15 protein-coding genes are annotated in these 19,379 nt (G+C 51.1%); 4 read left to right on the top strand and 11 right to left on the bottom strand.

Annotated features, from left to right (window positions below):
• Nucleotides 1-87: 87 nt before the first annotated feature.
• From thrC to ffh, 9 genes are all read right to left on the bottom strand, one after another.
• The gene (gene thrC, locus AC4GL5_RS10200) at nt 88-1,479 is read right to left on the bottom strand and encodes a threonine synthase (RefSeq protein WP_490382675.1); all 1,392 of its coding nucleotides are present in this window, start codon (nt 1,477-1,479) and stop codon (nt 88-90) included.
• 125 nt (nt 1,480-1,604) lie between these two features.
• Nucleotides 1,605-2,912, bottom strand: coding sequence for a homoserine dehydrogenase (locus AC4GL5_RS10195; RefSeq protein ID WP_490382674.1), 1,308 nt, complete (start codon nt 2,910-2,912; stop codon nt 1,605-1,607).
• A 299-nt stretch (nt 2,913-3,211) separates the two neighbouring features.
• A complete protein-coding gene (locus tag AC4GL5_RS10190) occupies nt 3,212-3,988 on the bottom strand; it encodes a thioredoxin fold domain-containing protein (protein WP_490382673.1) in 777 nt (258 codons plus the stop codon).
• Nucleotides 3,989-4,169: 181 nt separating this feature from the next.
• Complete coding sequence (gene xerD / locus AC4GL5_RS10185; protein WP_490382672.1) at nt 4,170-5,120, bottom strand: site-specific tyrosine recombinase XerD; 951 nt, start codon at nt 5,118-5,120, stop codon at nt 4,170-4,172.
• Between the two features lie 104 nt (nt 5,121-5,224).
• The gene (gene rplS, locus AC4GL5_RS10180; RefSeq protein ID WP_077243221.1) at nt 5,225-5,581 is read right to left on the bottom strand and encodes a 50S ribosomal protein L19; all 357 of its coding nucleotides are present in this window, start codon (nt 5,579-5,581) and stop codon (nt 5,225-5,227) included.
• 37 nt (nt 5,582-5,618) lie between these two features.
• The gene (gene trmD, locus AC4GL5_RS10175; protein ID WP_086481035.1) at nt 5,619-6,365 is read right to left on the bottom strand and encodes a tRNA (guanosine(37)-N1)-methyltransferase TrmD; all 747 of its coding nucleotides are present in this window, start codon (nt 6,363-6,365) and stop codon (nt 5,619-5,621) included.
• Nucleotides 6,366-6,410: 45 nt separating this feature from the next.
• Nucleotides 6,411-6,941 carry a ribosome maturation factor RimM gene (gene rimM, locus AC4GL5_RS10170; RefSeq protein ID WP_490382671.1) on the bottom strand — a complete coding sequence of 177 codons (531 nt, stop codon included), beginning with the start codon at nt 6,939-6,941 and terminating at the stop codon, nt 6,411-6,413.
• Nucleotides 6,942-7,085: 144 nt separating this feature from the next.
• Entirely contained in the window at nt 7,086-7,328 is a 243-nt protein-coding gene (rpsP, locus tag AC4GL5_RS10165) for a 30S ribosomal protein S16 (RefSeq protein ID WP_490382670.1), read from the bottom strand.
• A 423-nt stretch (nt 7,329-7,751) separates the two neighbouring features.
• Nucleotides 7,752-9,134 carry a signal recognition particle protein gene (ffh, locus tag AC4GL5_RS10160; RefSeq protein ID WP_490382669.1) on the bottom strand — a complete coding sequence of 461 codons (1,383 nt, stop codon included), beginning with the start codon at nt 9,132-9,134 and terminating at the stop codon, nt 7,752-7,754.
• Between the two features lie 362 nt (nt 9,135-9,496).
• Here ffh and AC4GL5_RS10155 point away from each other — a divergent pair, with 362 nt between their 5' ends.
• On the top strand, nt 9,497-10,291 hold the full coding sequence (locus tag AC4GL5_RS10155) for a cytochrome C assembly family protein (protein ID WP_490382668.1): 795 nt from the start codon (nt 9,497-9,499) through the stop codon (nt 10,289-10,291).
• Between the two features lie 240 nt (nt 10,292-10,531).
• Nucleotides 10,532-11,812 (top strand): HlyC/CorC family transporter, encoded by a 1,281-nt coding sequence (locus AC4GL5_RS10150; RefSeq protein ID WP_490382667.1) that lies wholly within the window; start codon nt 10,532-10,534, stop codon nt 11,810-11,812.
• A 28-nt stretch (nt 11,813-11,840) separates the two neighbouring features.
• On the opposite strand, the gene AC4GL5_RS10145 is transcribed toward AC4GL5_RS10150, so the two are convergent.
• Entirely contained in the window at nt 11,841-12,860 is a 1,020-nt protein-coding gene (locus AC4GL5_RS10145) for an alpha/beta hydrolase (protein ID WP_490382666.1), read from the bottom strand.
• A gap of 201 nt (nt 12,861-13,061) precedes the next feature.
• Between AC4GL5_RS10145 and AC4GL5_RS10140 the strand changes: the two genes are divergently transcribed.
• Nucleotides 13,062-14,057, top strand: coding sequence for a potassium channel family protein (locus tag AC4GL5_RS10140; RefSeq protein ID WP_490382665.1), 996 nt, complete (start codon nt 13,062-13,064; stop codon nt 14,055-14,057).
• Between the two features lie 2 nt (nt 14,058-14,059).
• Nucleotides 14,060-14,929 carry a DUF72 domain-containing protein gene (locus AC4GL5_RS10135; protein ID WP_490382664.1) on the top strand — a complete coding sequence of 290 codons (870 nt, stop codon included), beginning with the start codon at nt 14,060-14,062 and terminating at the stop codon, nt 14,927-14,929.
• A gap of 265 nt (nt 14,930-15,194) precedes the next feature.
• On the opposite strand, the gene purL is transcribed toward AC4GL5_RS10135, so the two are convergent.
• Nucleotides 15,195-19,100: a phosphoribosylformylglycinamidine synthase gene (purL, locus tag AC4GL5_RS10130; RefSeq protein WP_490382663.1), complete on the bottom strand. Its 3,906-nt coding sequence runs from the start codon at nt 19,098-19,100 to the stop codon at nt 15,195-15,197.
• Between the last annotated feature and the right edge of the window lie 279 nt (nt 19,101-19,379).

Raw genomic sequence — 19,379 nt, 5'->3', positions numbered from 1 at the left:
TCCACAATTGGTCCTCATTACGTCATCAATAAAAATAAAGGGAGCAAAGCTCCCTTTATATACCGCGAGAAAGCAGAATAATTCCGCTTAACGCTTGTTCTCAACCACAAACTTTTGAATAGTCTCAGCGTCTGCTGGCAGTACCGAGAAACGCTCTTCACGCTTCAGCAGATCGGCCATATGCGGCGGCAGAGGCGCACCTTCAAAACCCGCTTTGACGATCGCATCTTCGAATTTAGCCGGATGCGCTGTAGCCAGCGTGATCATAGGTACGGACTTATCACGATTGCAGGTTTCTGCAGCGCGATAGCCGGTTGCAGTGTGCGGATCCAGCAGCTCACCGGTGCGCTCAAAGGCTTCTTTGATCACTTCGATGGTGGTTTCGTCATCCACACTCAGACTGTCGAACAGCTCACGGGCTTTGTCCCAGCGGGCCTGTTCGATCTGAACCGGCTCGTTGTTAAAGCGTTTCAGCAGATCTTCCACGGCTGCACCGTCGTTGTCGTACAGATCAAACAGCAGACGCTCAAAGTTGCTGGATACCACAATATCCATACTTGGCGACAAGGTATGCAACAGCGGCTGTTTGCTGAAATCGTTCTTGCTGATGACGCGGTGCAGAATGTCGTTAGCGTTGGTTGCCACCACAAACTGATTCACCGGCAGGCCCATTTTGTAAGCGATATAACCGGCAAAAACATCACCAAAGTTAGCAGACGGTACACTGAAAGAGACTTTACGGCCCGGAGCACCAACCGCCACTGCGGAAACAAAGTAGTACACCACCTGAGCCATAATGCGTGCCCAGTTAATGGAGTTCACCGCTACCAGACGGGTATTGCCACCCAGGAAGCCCTGATTGTTGAAGCTGTCTTTCACAATCGCCTGACAATCGTCGAAGTTACCTTCCACAGCGATGTTAAATACGTTATCGGCCAGCACGGTAGTCATCTGACGACGCTGTACTTCAGATACACGGTTGTAAGGGTGCAGAATAAAGATATCCACATGCTCGCACGGCTTACAACCTTCAATGGCAGCAGAACCGGTATCGCCGGAGGTTGCGCCCATAATCACCGCATGTTCGTTACGCTTACCCAGAAAATGATCCAGCAGGCGGCCCAGCATCTGCAACGCCACATCTTTAAAGGCCAGCGTCGGGCCGTGGAACAGCTCCAGCAGGTAGTGATTGCTGTCCAGCTGTTTCAGTGGTGTTACCGCATCATGTTTGAAGGTGCCATAGGTATCTTCAATCATGCTTTTCAGCGTATCAGCAGGAATCTCATCACCGATAAAAGCGTGCATCACTTTGTAGGCGATTTCGGTGTAGGACAGTCCCGCCCATGAAGCGATCTCTTCCTCAGAAAACTGCGGAATCGTTTCAGGCACATAAAGGCCACCATCGCTGGCCAGACCGGTCAGAACAACATCTTCAAAGTTAAGGGCGGGCGCTTGGCCACGAGTACTGATATAACGCACGGTGAGATTCTCGTATTCAGGTTTATAACGGCCCGATAGGGTACGGGACGGTTATGATCCGGCACCGGGGTAAGGTGCCGGACTTTTTCGGTTCAGTTGCTCAGAGCAATAGTCCGGAGCTTAAATCAGCTATCCAGATCTTCGACGCGGATGCGTACCACTTCACCACAGATATCCACCAGAGATTCGATCTCGCGAATCGCTTCGTTCATCTGCAGTTCCTGACACAGGTGCGTCATAAAGATGATCGGCACCATCTCGCTCTCTTTATCTTCTTTCTGGATGATCGCTTCGATGCTGATGCCTTTGTCGCTCAGAATAGTGGCCACACGGGCCAGTACACCCGGACGGTCAACCGCCTGCAGGCGAACATAGTAAGCCGTAGAGACATCATCCATAGACAGAATCGGTGCTTCAGCGTCCAGGGTATCCTGAGTAAAGCCCAGCGGAGGAACGCGATCGGCATAATCGGTGCTCATACCCCGTGCAACATCAACAATATCAGCAATGACAGAAGATGCGGTCGGTTCAGCACCGGCACCCGGACCGTAATACATGGTCGGGCCTACGGCATCACCGTGTACCATAACCGCGTTCAGAACGCCGTGCACATTGGCGATCAGACGATCCTTCGGAATCAGAGTCGGGTGAACACGCAGTTCAACACCTTCTTTCGAACGACGGGCGATACCCAGATGTTTAATCACATAACCCAGTTCATCAGCCTGCTCGATATCCAGCGGCGTAATTTTGCTGATGCCTTCGGTGTAAGCCTTATCAAACTGCAGCGGGATACCAAAGGCAACGGAGCCCAGAATGGTCAGTTTGTGTGCTGCGTCGATACCTTCAACATCAAAGGTCGGATCCGCTTCGGCATAACCCAGCTCCTGTGCTTCTGCCAGTACATCGGCAAAATCACGGCCATAATCACGCATCTGAGTCATGATATAGTTGCCGGTGCCGTTGATGATGCCAGCCAGCCAGTTAATCTTGTTGGCCGCCAGACCTTCGCGAATCCCTTTAATAACCGGAATACCACCGGCAACCGCAGATTCAAACGCAACCACAACGCCTTTCGCTTTGGCCGCTTCAAAAATTTCGTTACCGTGGACAGCTATCAGTGCTTTGTTGGCGGTCACGACATGCTTGCCGTTTTCAATCGCCTTCATCACCAGCTCACGGGCAACATCGTAACCACCGATCAGTTCAACAACCACATCGATTTCCGGGTTGTTAACCACATCAAAAATATCGCGGGTTACATCAATACCTGTGGTGTCACAGGCCGGATTGTCACGACGGGCACCAATCTGCTCAACAATAATAGGGCGACCAGTACGACGGGCAATCTCTTCAGCATTGCGGATCAAAACATTAACTGTACCGCTACCTACAGTACCTAAACCACATACACCCACTTTTACCGGTTTCAATACGATACCCTCTTACCTGTTCTTGCATAAACGACTGGTATGCCTGTTTCAGCATATCCTCTTATCAGCGCGTGCAGCTTGTTAGTTAAAACACTCGGTTAAAACAATAGACAAACAGCAACTGCCTGTTTAGAACCCAACATCTTAGCGCTTTTTAGAGCTGAGAAAAACCAAGTCTGATGCCTGAAAAAGCAAATGCCTTCGGTATTTTCCAAAAAAACTTCGATGACAGGCTCTGAAATAAAAACACCCCGGAAATTCTTCCGGGGTGTTCAAGCTAACCGATGATTTAAATGGAGTTACAACGTGATCCCCAGTGCCGTTGCCAGACGCTTGGCGGGCATATATCCCGGCAACAGACGACCATCCTCAAGGAAAATAGCCGGCGTACCCTGGACGCCTAACTTTTGCCCCAGACGGTACTGATCAGCAATCGGATTCTCACATTGTTTTTCTTCAATAGATTCGCCTAACTTTGCTCGCGTCATTGCGTGCTGTTGGTTCTCGGCACACCAGACAGAAACCATGGAATAGTAAGAGCCGGACCCGATACCCGCACGAGGGAAGCCCAGATAGCGCACGGTAACGCCCAGTTCATTCAGCTCAGAAACTTCTTTATGCAGCTTGCGACAGTAGACACAATCGATATCCGTAAAGACTGTTATTTGTCCTTTTTTCTCACCTTTAGCGGGAAAAACGATCATTTCAGACTCATCAAGATTACTGATCTCAGTCGCACGGGCACTCATACGGCGCTCTTCAGAGATATTTTTAAAGCCCTGGGGCGCAACCTGATACAGATCGCCAGTAAAGATATAACTACCATCGGCCGTGCTGTAGAGCACTTCTCCGCTCTTTAGCTTAACTTCGTAGATAGACTCAATAAGAGACGGCCGAATCTCATCTACCGGAATACTGGGGCCAGCCCCTTCCAGTTTTTTCAGAATCACCTCTTCCGGCGTCGCGGCCTGCGCAGAAAAGGAAAATAAGGCAGCAACCAGCATAAGGCCGAGCACAAGCAGAGATTGGCTGCCCGGAAGCAGACGTGACAGTACTTTCATAGACCGTGTTTCCATAATAGATATCCTGAACCTGAAATACGCTGTACCGAAGGGGCGCAAACATCAATCTCAAAGCAAACCGAACAGCACAATGTTTCCCTGTGACCCACTACCTGTGGGAATGTTCCATAAAGCGCTACATCAAACCTTAGCCAGCCTTAACCGTCAACCGACTAATACGAGCCCTATTCATCAATCAGGCTCTCGGATGATGTGCCTGATAAAGCTGCTTTAAGCGTTGATTCGCCACATGCGTGTAAATCTGAGTCGTTGTCACACTGGAGTGACCTAACAGCAACTGTACCGACCGTAGGTCTGCGCCATGGTTCAAAAGATGAGTCGCAAAAGCATGCCGCAACTGATGAGGGGAAAGACTTTCTGGCAAGCCAGCCTCGACAGCGTACTTGTGAATACGATACCAGAACGCCTGGCGCGTCATACAACCACCTTTGCGGCTGGGGAAAAGCGCAGTGTCACTCTCCTTAAATCCCGGCAAAGAAGGTCGGATATCCTGCCAATACAAACTCAGTTCATCCAAAGCGATCTCCCCCAACGGGATCAGACGTTCTTTCTGTCCTTTACCGGTAACCCGGACAACCCCCTGCTGCAGACTCACCTGACCTGCGGTCAGACTGACAAGCTCCGAAACCCGAAGCCCCGTAGCATACAGCAACTCCAGCATACAATGATCACGGGCCTGAGTCGGATCGGAACGATCCGGCTGGTTCAAAAGCGCCTCCACCTGCTCTTCGGACAGAACCGACGGCAGCTTTTTATCAGCCTTCACTTTAGGCAGCAGACTCACCGGATTCAGCTCGACCCGTTCTTCATCCATCAGCCAGTAGTAGAAGCCTTTGATGGCACTGATAATCCGGGCGACAGAACGCTTATCCAGTCCCGCTTTATCGCAATCCTCCCGAAACCGGCTTAACTGCTCCGTATTCAGCTCAACCAGCAAGGCTTCATGACAAACAGCCCTTTTGCTGCTTTCCTTGCGCAGGAAACATTCAGGCTCTGTCAGCCACAACACCAAATGCTTAAGATCACGCCGGTAGGCCAACTGCGTATTGCGGCTAAGACCTTTTTCCAGAATCAGATAATCCAGATAGCCCTGAATTAACGCATCAGATGTCCGCTCATTACTCACGGCATACACCTCTGACCCACAACCACATAAACATCAGACATAAAAAAACGGGCAACCCCGAAAGGTTACCCGTTTTTTCAGCAAGTCGAACTGATCTTAGCGAATCAGGACAGCTTTTCTTTAATACGTGCAGCTTTACCGCTCAGTTCACGCAGGTAGTACAGTTTAGCCTGACGAACGTCACCACGACGCTTAACAGAAATGCTGTCTACCAGTGGGCTGTAAACCTGGAAAGTACGCTCAACGCCAACACCGTGAGAAATTTTACGCACAGTGAACGCAGAGTTCAGACCACGATTACGCTTACCCAGAACAACACCTTCGAACGCCTGCAGACGCTCACGGTTGCCTTCTTTTACTTTAACCTGAACAACAACAGTGTCACCTGGTGCAAACGCAGGAACTTCTTTGCTCATTTGTTCGGCTTCAAGAGCCTGAATTACTGTATTTTTGCTGCTCATTAGCTCGCTCCTAGATTTAAGCCGCTCGACTTGCGCATTAGCGCGAACCGTCATGATTGCGGATGAATTCTTCCAACAATGCCTGGCGCTCATCGTCCAGGTCGACCTTTTCCAACAAATCCGGCCGCCTTAACCAGGTTCGGCCCAGAGATTGCTGGAGGCGCCACCGACGAATGGCTTCGTGATTCCCGCTCAGCAGAACATCCGGCACTTCAAGATCATCAACCTGTTCAGGTCTTGTATAGTGCGGACAGTCCAGCAGTCCATCCGAAAAAGAATCCTCTTCAGCAGAGTCTTCATGTCCGAGAACACCGGGAACCAACCGTGATACTGAATCGATGAGGGTCAAAGCAGCTAGTTCACCACCGCTCAGAACGTAATCACCGATTGACCACTCTTCATCTATTAATGTCTCCACCACGCGCTCGTCGATGCCTTCATAACGACCCGCAACAATAACCATGCGGTCGCGCTGAGACAGCTCACGTACACCTTCCTGATCGAGGGGACGTCCTTGGGGAGACATATAGATCACCTTGGCATCAGGCCCGGCTTTTTCTTTGGCGGCTAAAATAGCATCGCGCAAAGGCTGAACTTTCATCAGCATGCCAGGACCACCGCCATAAGGGCGATCATCGACTGTGCGGTGTTTATCTGTTGCGAAATCACGAGGATTCCAGAATTCAAGCGATAGCAGTTCTTTTTTAACTGCCCGCCCGGTGACACCGTATTCGGTGACCGCATCAAACATCCCCGGAAACAGGGATACAACGCCTAACCACACAGTTTAATCTCTTTTAAAAGCACCGGTTTCATTGCTTTAACCAGCTCAGAAGTCAGGATCCCAGTCAACAAGCACAATGCCGTCGCTGAGATTGACCTCTTTGACTACCTGATCCACCAGATAAGGAATCAGACGCTCTGCGTCATCAAGACTTTCCGGTGTTGCCTTCACTACCAGCACATCATTTGCGCCGGTCTCCAGCAGGTAATCAACCGAACCCAGAACTACATCTTCGGTTGTGATTACCTTCAGCCCCTCTAATTGGTGCCAGTAGTAATCACCATCTTCCAGTTCAGGCAATGCGTCTTTTGGCATGCGAATTTCGCAGCCACACATCTCTTCAGCACCATTACGATCAGTAACGACCTTCAGACGGGCAACAAGACCCTTACCGTGTTTTTTGCCCTTTGCGACCTCAAACTCACCAATTGGCTTGTCATCTTTCCACAAAGACCACTTTTTATACTGGAAGATACCGTCCATAGGATCGGTAAAAGAATAAACCTTAACCCAGCCCTGAATACCAAAAGGACTTGTAATTCTACCGAGGACTACAAAATCTTTTGGATCTGACATAAGCCTGACTTATTCTCTCAATTCACCCAGACCGGCATTAGATAGCTAATAGCCAGACTCGGTGTTCAAACTACAACCACTAATTAACAACTAAGAATAGCTGTAATAGCGTCATACTGGTTCTGAGTTCCGAAGAATCAGAAATTACTTAGCAGCGTCTTTCAGCAGCTGAGCAACACGATCAGAGATAGTTGCACCCTGAGCTTTCCAGTGTTCTACACGCTCAAGATCAACGCGCAGACGCTCTTCCTGGCCTTTTGCCAGTGGATTGAAGAAACCAACACGCTCGATGAAACGACCGTTACGGGCGCTACGAGAGTTAGTTACAGTCAAGTGATAGAACGGGCGCTTCTTAGAGCCACCGCGAGCAAGACGAATGGTTACCATTGCCTTTTTATCCTATGTTCGGAGTTCTCAAAATTTCGCTACAGACTTTCATTTACGGCCTTTCAGCCCGAAAGGCGGCATATTCTAAGGGAAAACACCGACTTTTGGAACCACAAAAGCACAATATTCCACCGCAACCGCGATTTTCACCGGGCCGAGCAGAAATGTCAGTCTGAAAATGTGCGCGCTATTGTAGGCTTACACAAACTAAACGCAAGTCTGTAGCACCATTTTCTGCAACAATTTGCGTAAAAATCACACTAAAGCTGCAGATCAGCAAGAGGATACACAGGTAACCTCATGATTTAAAAAACTTAATTGCAAGCATTGTCATATCAACAACTAAACAATCAAGTAAAAAAGGCCTGACGAATCAGACCTTTTCCTGCCACAGCCCCTTATCTGAAGGGCGCTATGGATATATCAGAAACGTGGAGGCATACCGCCGCCGCCCATACCCGGAGGCAACATACCACCCAGACCACGCATCATTTTTGACATGCCACCTTTACCACCCATCTTTTTCATCATTTTCTGCATCTGCTTATGCTGTTTCAGCAGACGGTTCAGATCCTGAATCTGAAGACCGGAGCCGGCACAGATACGACGCTTGCGGGAGCCAGAAATCATATCCGGTTTCTGCCGCTCCTGAGGCGTCATCGAGTTGATCAGCGCTTCCAGCTTGCCCATCTCTTTCTCAGCGGCACCGTTTTTAGCCACTTCCGCAATCTGCCCCATGCCCGGCAACTTATCCATTAGGCCAGACATTCCACCCATGCTCTTCATCTGCTGGATCTGGTCGCGGAAGTCTTCCAGGTCAAAGCCCTTGCCCTTCTTAACTTTCTTGGCCAGCTTTTCCGCTTTTTCTTTATCGATCTTCTGCTCTGCTTCTTCAATCAGAGACAGAATGTCGCCCATGCCCAGAATACGGGAAGCAACACGATCCGGGTGGAATGGCTCAAGGGCATCAACCTTCTCGCCCATACCCATAAACTTAATCGGCTTACCGGTAATGTGACGCACAGACAGCGCCGCACCACCACGGGCATCACCATCAGCCTTGGTCAGAATCACACCGGTCAACGGCAGCGCATCGCCAAAGGCTTTTGCTGTATTCGCCGCATCCTGGCCGGTCATGGCATCAACCACGAACAAGGTTTCCACAGGATTGATACCGGCGTGCAGCTCTTTAATCTCGCCCATCATGTCGTCATCAACGTGCAGGCGACCTGCGGTATCGACAATAACAACATCGAAGAACTGAATCTTAGCGTGGGCAATGGCCGCGTTCGCAATATCCAGAGGCTTCTGATCGGTAGAACTCGGGAAGAACTCGGCTTCCACTTCACCAGCCAGCGTTTCCAGCTGCTTAATCGCCGCAGGGCGATATACGTCAGCAGAAACAACCAGAACTTTCTTTTTCTCACGCTCTTTCAGGAAACGCGCCAGTTTAGCGACAGAGGTGGTTTTACCCGCACCCTGCAAACCTGCCATCAGAATCACAGCCGGAGGATTTGCCGCTAGGTTCAGCGATTCATTCGCTTCCCCCATGATGAGTTCAAGTTCCTGCTGAACGATTTTAACAAACTGCTGACCTGGGCTCAGACTCTTACTGACTTCCTGACCAACCGCCCGCTCTTTAACTTTTTCGATAAAAGCTTTAACAACCGGTAGAGCAACATCCGCTTCTAACAGCGCCTTACGTACTTCACGCAGGGTATCTTTGATGTTGTCCTCAGTCAGTCGTGCCTGACCGGTAATAGAACGCAAACTCTTCGAAAGGCGTTCGGTTAAGTTCTCAAACATCCACACATCCTCGCCGCTTTAACAGCAGAAAAACATTCAACATCAACTCTTACCGGCAACAGCGTCAACAGATACGCCGGACAAGCAAGGTTCAAAATTGACGGCATTATAACCAGCGCAGGCACCTGCCATCTATGGGCAAATCGGCTTTAAAGCCTAATCGGCTGTTTTACCCCCCTCTGAGACAAAGAACCTCACCCAAATCCGGACCCGGTATGATGCAGTGCGATCTGCAATCGGTTACTATTACCCTTCTTTTATCAGGAAGCTCCTGATGTTTCACTCAGGCAGGCCAGTACCTTTTTTTGCTCCAACCTGCTCCTTTTCAACGGGCTCTTAATTGACGGGACAACTGACAGATTATGGATGCTATCGCACTAGCTCTGATCGCCATCGTTTTCTACTGTGCAGCGGCCACTTATCAGCTGCTGACCTTACAACGCAAAGCCCCTGATCGCCCACCCCTGATCCGCCTTTTGGGCGCAGCCGCCATTCTTAATCACGGAATCAGCGTCTGGCTGGCGATATTTCAACCGGACGGCCTACACCTCGGCCTGACCGAAATGGGATTATTGGCAACCTTTACCATCAGCCTGATGCTACTGATCAGCAGTATTAAAAAACCGGTTCTTAACCTCAGCATCGGCGTCTTTCCGATGTCCATGCTGGCACTCATCTTTGCTATCTGGGGACCCGTTTCAGCGCCGAGCAACGGTTTGGCACCGGGGCTGACACTGCATATTCTGACCTCTCTGGTGGCATACAGCCTCATCATTATTGCCGCCTGTCAGGCATTGCTGGTCTCCCTGCAAAACTACCAACTGAAACACAAACAGACCCGCGGCATTATTCAGGTTTTACCACCTCTGCAAACCATGGAACGCCTGCTGTTTGAGCTTATCTGTAGCGGACTCATCGCGCTGACTATCGCCATCGGCAGCGGTTTCCTCTTTATTGAAAACCTGTTTGCTCAGCATCTGGCTCACAAGACGGTTCTCACCCTAATGGCCTGGCTGGTTTTTGCCATTCTTCTGGCAGGACACCGCTGGCTGGGCTGGCGGGGTATGACTGCCGTACGATGGACGTTGGGCGGAGCAACACTTCTTGTTCTTGGCTACTTCGGCAGCAAGGTGGCGCTTGAAATTTTGCTGAACTAACCCGAGATTGGGCTTACTAAGCTGACTCGGCCAGGCAACCCTCTTGACGACACCGGACAGAAAATTTAAAAGTAGTGCTGCGCTTATTTTTCGCAGCCGACAACAAAAAGCAGTAACACTGATAGCTGAAGCGCATTACCCGCGGCGAATTAATCGAATACCGACCCAAGGAGGTCATGCTGCTGTCACACAGCAGTCGTTAAATCGTCAGTTTTTAATTAAAGCAGGATACCCGATCTCTTGAACGACACCCCCCTTGGCATTTTATTTGGACTTTTAGCCTTTCTGATTATCTGTTCCGGCTTCTTCTCAAGTTCAGAGACCGGCATGATGTCACTTAACCGCTATCGGTTAAGCCACAAAGCAAAGAACCGCGACAAAGGGGCGCTGCGTGTCAGCAGACTATTGGAACGCCCTGATCGCCTGATTGGCGTGATCCTGATCGGTAACAACTTCGTTAATATTCTCGCATCCGCTATCGCCACGGTTATTGCCGTTCGTCTGTACGGCGATGCCGGTATCGCCATCGCCACTGCTCTGCTAACTCTGGTTATTCTGATTTTTGCTGAGGTCACCCCGAAAACACTGGCGGCACTCCACCCTGAGCGCGTGGCGTATCCTGCATCACTGCTTCTGACGCCTTTACTGAAACTGATGTATCCGCTGGTCTTTATGGTCAACTCCATTACCAACGGGCTACTGAAAGTGATGGGGGTAAACCAGAACGATAGCAGCAATGACCAGCTGACCCCGGAAGAGCTACGCACGGTTGTACTCGAAGCCGGTGCTATGATTCCCCGCCGCCACAAAACGATGCTGCTAAGCATTCTGGATCTGGAATCCATGACCGTGAACGACATCATGATTCCGCGCCATGAAATACAGGGTATCAATCTGGATGACCCGCTTGAGTCTATTATTGAGCAGCTTCAGAACTGCGAACACACACGCCTGATTCTCTACAAAGGCGACGTGAACAACGTACTGGGCATTCTGCATATGCGTAATGCATCCCGCTTTATGGCCCGCCAGATGCCAACAAAGGAAGACCTGCTGGCAGAAGCCCGCGAGCCTTACTTTATTCCGGAAACCACACCTTTACAGACTCAGCTGCTGAACTTTCAGCGCCTGAAGCGCCGTATCGGTATTGTTGTGGACGAATACGGTGATGTACTCGGGATTGTCACGCTGGAAGATATTCTGGAAGAGATTGTCGGTGATTTTACCTCACCGATGAGCGGTCACAATGATGAGATCAAGCCGGACGGCAATGGTAACTTTGAAGTCGATGGTGCGGCCAGCATCCGCGATATCAACAAGACACTGGACTGGGCACTGCCGGTTGATGGCCCTAAGACCCTGAACGGCCTGATCATTGAGCATCTTGAAGCGATTCCGGAAGCCCCCGTTTGTATGAGCTTTGGTCCATATCGCCTGGAAACTCTGGAGATCAGCGGCAACTTTGTACAGAAAGTCTGTTGTAAAGAAGTGAAGAAGGGCAAGAAAAAGCGCAGCTCATAACGCTGCCGCCCCCCCTTCATTCAACGCCTCAATCAGCCGCTATAAAGCGGCTGATGTCGTTATAGGCCCGCTCACACACTTCCGGCACCAGCGACTCCAGATTCAGGAATGCGTGTAGCATCTGCTCATAGCAGACGCCCTCAACACCCACTCCGGCTTCAACTAACTTATCGAAGAAATACCCGGCCTCATCCCTCAGGGGATCGTACCCCGCACTCATCAGCAAGGTTCTGGGGAAATAAGCCGGCACCGGCATTTCGAGGGGCGAAATGGAAAGCGGATCAGCCTTCCCCTGCAGGTACTGATCAAAGTACCAGCGCATTCTTTCTTCAGTCAGAAAATACCCGTCAGAAAACTGCTGTATTGAATCCGCCAGCATGCGGTAATCCAGGCTAGGGTAAAGCAGAACCAAGGCCTCCGGATAGCCTGCCAGAGTTTCCGGTTGCTGCAGACAAAGCGTCGCTGCCATAGCCGCACCACCAGAATCCCCCATCATGACCACTCTGATACCGGATGCCAGCTGCAACTCATCAAGCACCTCAGGCAAACGTCTCATCAGATCGGCAACGCTTTCAATGCCAGCAGGCCAGGGATTCTCAGGCGCCAAAGGATAATCCATCGCCAACACTGCCTGACCACTCTGTTTAGCCAGTCGGCGGCAGATAGGATCATAAACCTCAATACTGCCGGCCATATGACCACCCCCATGCACAAAAAGCACCAAAGTATCCGGCTGCTCTGTAGCCTGATACAGCCTAAGGGGCAGAGATTTTTCAGACGCATCCGTAGATTCAAGAGCAGCATCTTCGACCCGAAAGAGTTCAGGTCCCGGTGAAACAAAGCGGGTGGTAATGCCTGCCAGCGCCTGTCGCGCCCCCTCCGGTGTTGCCACTGTTTTCTCTGGAGGAAGCATGGCCAGCAGCGCATTAAACTGCAAACGCCAGCTTTCAAGAGAGGTATGAAGTGGCAATAACCTATCTGGTGAGAAACAGTCTAAAGCTGTCATGACAACTTTGTGAGCCGCTGATTCTGATTTAATTGAAGACATCCTTCATCCCTGTCGCTGACGACTTACGCCGGAAAATATACTCACTGCAGAATAGCTGAATTTCGGTGACTGAATACCGTTTATAAGCAAAGATACTTACTTTTCCTGTGATTTTACTGAGGTTTATTAGCAATAGCTGACTATCCTAATCTTTTTTCCTTTACAATCAGGTTAAGGACACCAGATCACAAGGCAACATCCATGACCTCAAACCAACTTCGCCGTCGCTGCTTTCAGCTGCTTGATGGAGAGCAGGCCTTTACACTTACAGGCAAGCTGATCAACGGCTTTATCATCGCCCTGATTGTCCTTAATGTGGCAGGTGTGATTCTGGAAACCGTACCTGAGATTGGAAAAGTCTATGCCGGCTATTTCTATGCTCTTGAACTTTTCTCTGTTGCTATCTTTACCATCGAATATCTGGTGCGGGTTTGGATCAGTCCCGAAAACCCCAAATTTGGCCCCGGTATTAAAGGCAAGCTGCGTTATATTTTTTCCCCCATCGCCCTGATTGATCTTATTGTTATTATTCCTTTTTATCTGTCTCTGTTTATCAGTATCGATCTGCGCTACCTCAGACTACTACGCTTACTTCGTCTTCTGAAACTGTCTCACTATATCCGCAGCATGGATATTTTTCTGAAGGTAGTCAGCTCTGAACTGGCATCACTGGCTTCTGCTGTATTTGCCGTACTGGTGCTGGTAGTCCTTGCCGCCTGCGTGATGTTCGCGCTGGAACACAAGGCCCAGCCTGATGCTTTTAAAAGTGTTTTAGATGCGATCTGGTGGGCGGTCGTCACACTGACAACCGTTGGCTATGGTGATATCACTCCGGTAACGGCAGGCGGGAAAATTCTGGCTATTATGATCATGCTCTTAGGTGTCGGAACCGTTGCACTGCCCGCCGGTATGCTAGCCGCCCGTTTCTCCGAAGAGCTGCAAAACCGGAAATCAGCCATGACAGCCGAAGTCGTCAACGCCCTTGAGGACGGCCATCTCAGTGAGACAGAGAAACATGCCCTGGCGCGACTTAGTCAGCAGTTTGGCATCTCAGAAGAAGATCTAAACCAGATTATCCACAATAAAACATTGGAACTGGGTCATCAGATGCACTGCCCTCATTGTGGTAACAGTCTGTTTGATGCACCTGTTAACGGCCCAAAAAACCTTACTCCGGATCTGCCAAAAGAACCTTAGCTATGACGGCCAGCGCAAAGTGCTATATCGGATTATCTCAGTGGAATCACAAACACTGGCAACAGGGGCCTTTGTCCGGTGGCAGTCAGTTATCGACCCTGAGCAGATACAGCCGCTATTTCTCCTCCGTTGAAGGCAATACCAGCTTCTACGGTTTACCGGAAGCGCAAACGGTTCAGGAGTGGTACGCCCAGACACCGGAACATTTCCGCTTCTGCTTTAAACTGCCCCGCTCCATTACCCATGATCGCCTGCTGCAGGTGCCGCACGAAGAACTGATGACTGCTCTTGAGCGTTTTTCGCTGCTGCAGGAAAAACTCGGCATGATCTTTCTGCAGCTGCCGGATGCGTTTAGTCCTCAACATTTTGGCGTGCTGAAACAGTTTGTCGGCATGCTGCCAAAGGAGATGAACTTCAGCCTTGAGGTGCGTCACCGCGGCTTTTTCAATAAAGATGACACCGAGCGCCAGCTGAATGCGCTTTTGATAGAACACAGCATCAACCGAATCCAGTTTGATACCCGGGCGCTGTTTAAGAATCCAGCAGATGATGAAGACACGCTGGAAGCGTTAAAAGCCAAACCCAACCTGCCTCTGCATGTCATCGCCACCGGCCAGAATCCTATGGTGCGTTTTATCACCGCCAAAGACTGGCAGAGCACCCTGCACTACCTCAAGCCCTGGGTCGGTAAGATCGTACAGTGGATCGAGGAAGGCCGCACGCCCTATATGTTTCTGCACACCCCCAGCAACAGCCACGCACCGGAAGTGGCGGCTTATTTTGCCGAACAGCTGAATCAGGTTATTCCCGATGCCGCCCTATTCAGCCACTGGCCGGACGCACCGGAGCAACTGCAGGAATCCTTGTTTTGAAAATCACACCACTCGATGTAGGTCGGATAAGCGCCATAAACGAAACGATAAAACGGCGCAGAAGATGATTGGCGTGTCATCCGACACCTGACACCTGACACCTGACACCAATGCAATCAAGCACCTCTGCAAACCGCAATGTCGGATGGCGCGCCCACGGCGCTTATCCGACCTACTTCTTTGCCTGATACAGGCTTCAGGTACTATCCTCAAAATGCAAAAAAGGCAGCCGAAGCTGCCTTTTTTGTGTCGAATGGGTCAGGTATTAACCGACCCAAACGCGTGCGTTGCGGAACATACGCATCCAGGCACCATCCTCACTCCACTCATCCGGAGCCCAGGAGTTGGTAACAGCACGGTAAACACGCTCAGGGTGCGGCATCATAATGGTCACACGACCGTCATCAGTGGTCAGACCGGTGATACCCGCCGGAGAACCGTTCGGGTTCGCCGGATAAGTCTCAGTCACCTTGCCGTAGTTATCCACATAGCGCAGAGCCAGCTTGCCGCTTTCGATCAGAGCGTCACGCTCTGCGACGCTTGCAAACTCAGCGTGACCTTCACCGTGTGCCACAGCGATCGGCATACGGGAACCTGCCATGCCCTGCAGGAACACAGACGGGCTGTCCTGTACTTCAACCATACAAACACGGGCTTCAAACTGCTCAGACTGGTTACGAACAAAGTGCGGCCAGTGCTCAGCACCCGGAATCAGCTCGTGCAGGTTAGACAGCATCTGACAACCGTTACATACGCCCAGCGCGAAGGTATCTTCACGGTGGAAGAAGTTCCTGAACTGCTCACGAGCCGTGGCGTTGAACAGAATGCTCTTCGCCCAGCCTTCACCGGCACCCAGTACGTCACCGTACGAGAAGCCGCCACAAGCCACCAGACCACGGAACTGATCCAGGGTGACACGACCTTCCAGAATGTCGCTCATGTGAACGTCAACCGCTGCGAAACCGGCACGATCGAAGGCTGCAGCCATTTCGATCTGACCATTAACACCCTGCTCACGTACGATAGCCACTTTAGGGCGGTTGCCGGAAGCGATCAGAGGCGCTGCGATATCGTCGTTTACGTCGTAAGTCAGTTCAGCGTGCAGCCCCGGATTAGTGGAATCCAGCAGGCCTTCAAACTCTTCCAGTGCGCAGTCCGCGTTGTCACGCAGCGCCTGAATGCGGTAGCTGGTTTCGCTCCACTTACGCTGGTAGTTCACACGGGCATTTTCCAGAACCGCTTCACCGTCATAAGTGAAACGTACCCAGTCTTCGTCGTTCAGCTCACCGATAACCGCTACACAGTCACCCAGACCTGCCGCCTGGAACTGAGCCAGCACTTCTTCGGAATCATCACGCTTGATCTGTACTACAGCGCCCAGTTCTTCGTTGAACAGAGCCGCCAGTACGTCCTGATCGTTATTGCTGTCAGCGATCAGATCCAGTTTGATATTCAGACCGGTGTGACCGGCAAAAGACATCTCAGCCAGTGTCGCGAACAGACCACCGTCAGAACGGTCATGGTAAGCCAGTAGCTTGCCATCCTGGTTCAGCCCCTGAACAACCGCGAAGAAGGCTTTGAGGTCTTCGGCATCATCCAGATCAGGGGCTTCGTTACCGACCTGATTGAACACCTGTGCCAGTGCAGAACCGCCCAGACGGTTCTGACCACGACCCAGATCGATCAGCAGCAGGTCTGTTTCGCCTTTGTCAGTACGCAGTTCAGGAGTCAGGGTCTTACGGGCATCGCCTACCGGGGCAAAACCGGTAATCACCAGAGACAGCGGAGACGTTACCGCTTTCTCTTCACCGTTATCGTCCCAAACAGTACGCATGGACATAGAGTCCTTACCCACCGGAATCGCGATATCCAGCTCAGGAGCCAGTTCCATACCGACCGCTTTTACGGTGTCGAACAGCGCCTGATTTTCGCCGTTGTGGCTTGCCGCAGACATCCAGTTAGCCGACAGCTTAATGTCGCCCATCTTGTTGATCTGAGCCGCAGCCAGGTTGGTGATCGCCTCAGCTACCGCCATACGACCAGAAGCAGCCGGGTTGATCAGCGCCAGCGGAGTACGCTCGCCCATCGCCATCGCTTCACCTGTGGTGGAGTCCTGAGTGGTGGTGGTTACGGCAACATCAGCTACCGGCACCTGCCAGGGACCGACCATCTGATCACGGGCCACCATACCGGTAATGGAACGGTCACCAATGGTGATCAGGAAGTTTTTGCTGGCAACCGTCGGCAGCTGCAGAACACGCTTAGCGGCTTCTTTCAGCTCAACGCCTTCCAGTTTCAGCTCAGGCAGCTCAGGATTTACGCGGTTAAATTCGCGGTGCATCTTAGGCGGCTTGCCGAACAGTACGCTCATTGGCAGATCAACCGGCTCATTGCTGAACACAGTGTCCTGAACGGTCAGGTGCATCTCTTCAGTGGCCTCACCCACTACAGCAAACGGGCAACGCTCACGGGCACAGATCGCTTCAAACGCTTCCAGATTCTCAGGAGAAACCGCCATTACGTAGCGTTCCTGAGATTCGTTACACCAGATTTCCAGCGGGCTCATGCCCGGCTCGTCATTCAGCACTTTACGCAGATTGAACTGACCGCCGCGCTCGCCATCTTTAACCAGTTCCGGCAGTGCGTTGGACAGACCACCGGCACCTACGTCGTGGATAAAGCTGATCGGGTTCTTGTCACCCAGCTGCCAGCACTGGTCGATCACTTCCTGACAGCGACGTTCCATCTCAGGGTTTTCACGCTGTACAGAAGCAAAGTCCAGATCTTCAGAACTTGCACCGGTCGCCATAGAAGACGCCGCGCCGCCACCCAGACCGATCAGCATGGCCGGGCCACCCAGAACGATCAGTTTAGCGCCAACTTCAATTTCGCCTTTCTCAACGTGGTCAGCACGGATATTACCCATACCACCGGCCAGCATGATCGGCTTGTGGTAACCCCACATCTCGTTGCCGTTCACACCGGTCGCTTCCTGTTCAAACGTACGGAAGTAACCGTTCAGGTTCGGACGACCAAATTCGTTGTTAAATGCGGCACCACCCAGAGGACCTTCGATCATGATATCCAGCGCAGAAACGATACGCTCCGGCTTACCATAAGCGCCTTCCCAAGGCTGGTTGAACTGAGGGATATTCAGGTTAGAGACGGTGAAACCGGTCAGACCTGCTTTTGGCTTGGAACCACGGCCGGTAGCACCTTCGTCACGGATCTCACCACCGGAGCCTGTCGCTGCACCCGGGAAAGGCGCAATCGCAGTTGGGTGGTTATGGGTTTCCACCTTCATCAGCAGGTGAACCGGCTCGTTGTGCTTCGCGTATTCTTTAGTCTCCGGATTCGGGAAGAAGCGGTTCGCTTCATGACCCACAATCACAGAGGCGTTGTCTTTATAAGCAGAAAGAACATCCGTCGGGCTCTGCTCATAGGTGTTCTTGATCATGCCGAACAGCGATTTCTCCTGCTGCTCGCCATCAATGGTCCAGCTGGCGTTGAAGATCTTGTGACGGCAGTGCTCAGAGTTCGCCTGTGCAAACATCATCAGCTCAACGTCATTCGGGTTACGACCCAGATCGATGAAACTTTGTACCAGATAATCGATCTCATCGTCTGCCAGTGCCAGACCCAGAGACTGGTTCGCCTCTTCCAGAGCCGGACGGCCACGGCCCAGAATATCCACAGAAGTCAGCGGACGGGGTTCTTCATGGCTGAACAAACCAGAAGCCTGATCCAGATCGGTCAGAACCGCCTGAGTCATGCGGTCATGCAACAGACCTTTAACAATCGCCAAATCTGTAGCTGATAAATTTTCTGCCTGGATATAGTAAGCAATACCGCGTTCAATACGGCTGATTTCATTCAGGCCGCAGTTATGGGCAATATCTGTCGCTTTGGAAGACCAGGGCGAAATGGTTCCCGGACGGGGCACCACCAGAAACAGGGTGCCGGAAGGCTCCTGCAGATCAGACTTGGGGCCGTAACGCAGAATACGGTCAAGAACCGTTTGCTGCTCAGCGGTCAGATCAGCGGTCAGCTCTGCAAAATGCATGAACTCAGCGTGTACATTCTGAACCGCTGGAACTGACTCTTGCAGGGCAGATAACAGCTTACGGGTTCGGAAAGCAGAAAGGGCGGGCGCTCCACGCAATTTAAGCATGACGAAAAGAAGCCTCTTTAAAAAAAACGGAAACCGGAACTTGTTCTACTCTATTAAACAGGAGGAAAAGATATAATTCAGTTACTCTGTTAAAAAAAGCAGAAATGATGAGGGGGCCAATAATACTGCAAACCCTGTGTTTAAAGCCAATCTGAAGATGACTTTCTTGATACTTCGTTTATCCGATGTGTCATTTTAAGCAAAAAAAATGCGACAATGGGTCTCTGTACACTTTTTTCCTCTGTGAGACAGTCGGTAATTTAGCGGTAAATATCTCTG

The organism is Oceanospirillum sp. (assembly GCF_982874595.1).
Note: the sequence above shows the minus strand (reverse complement) of the source record. Positions and strands in the feature narration are given on the sequence as shown.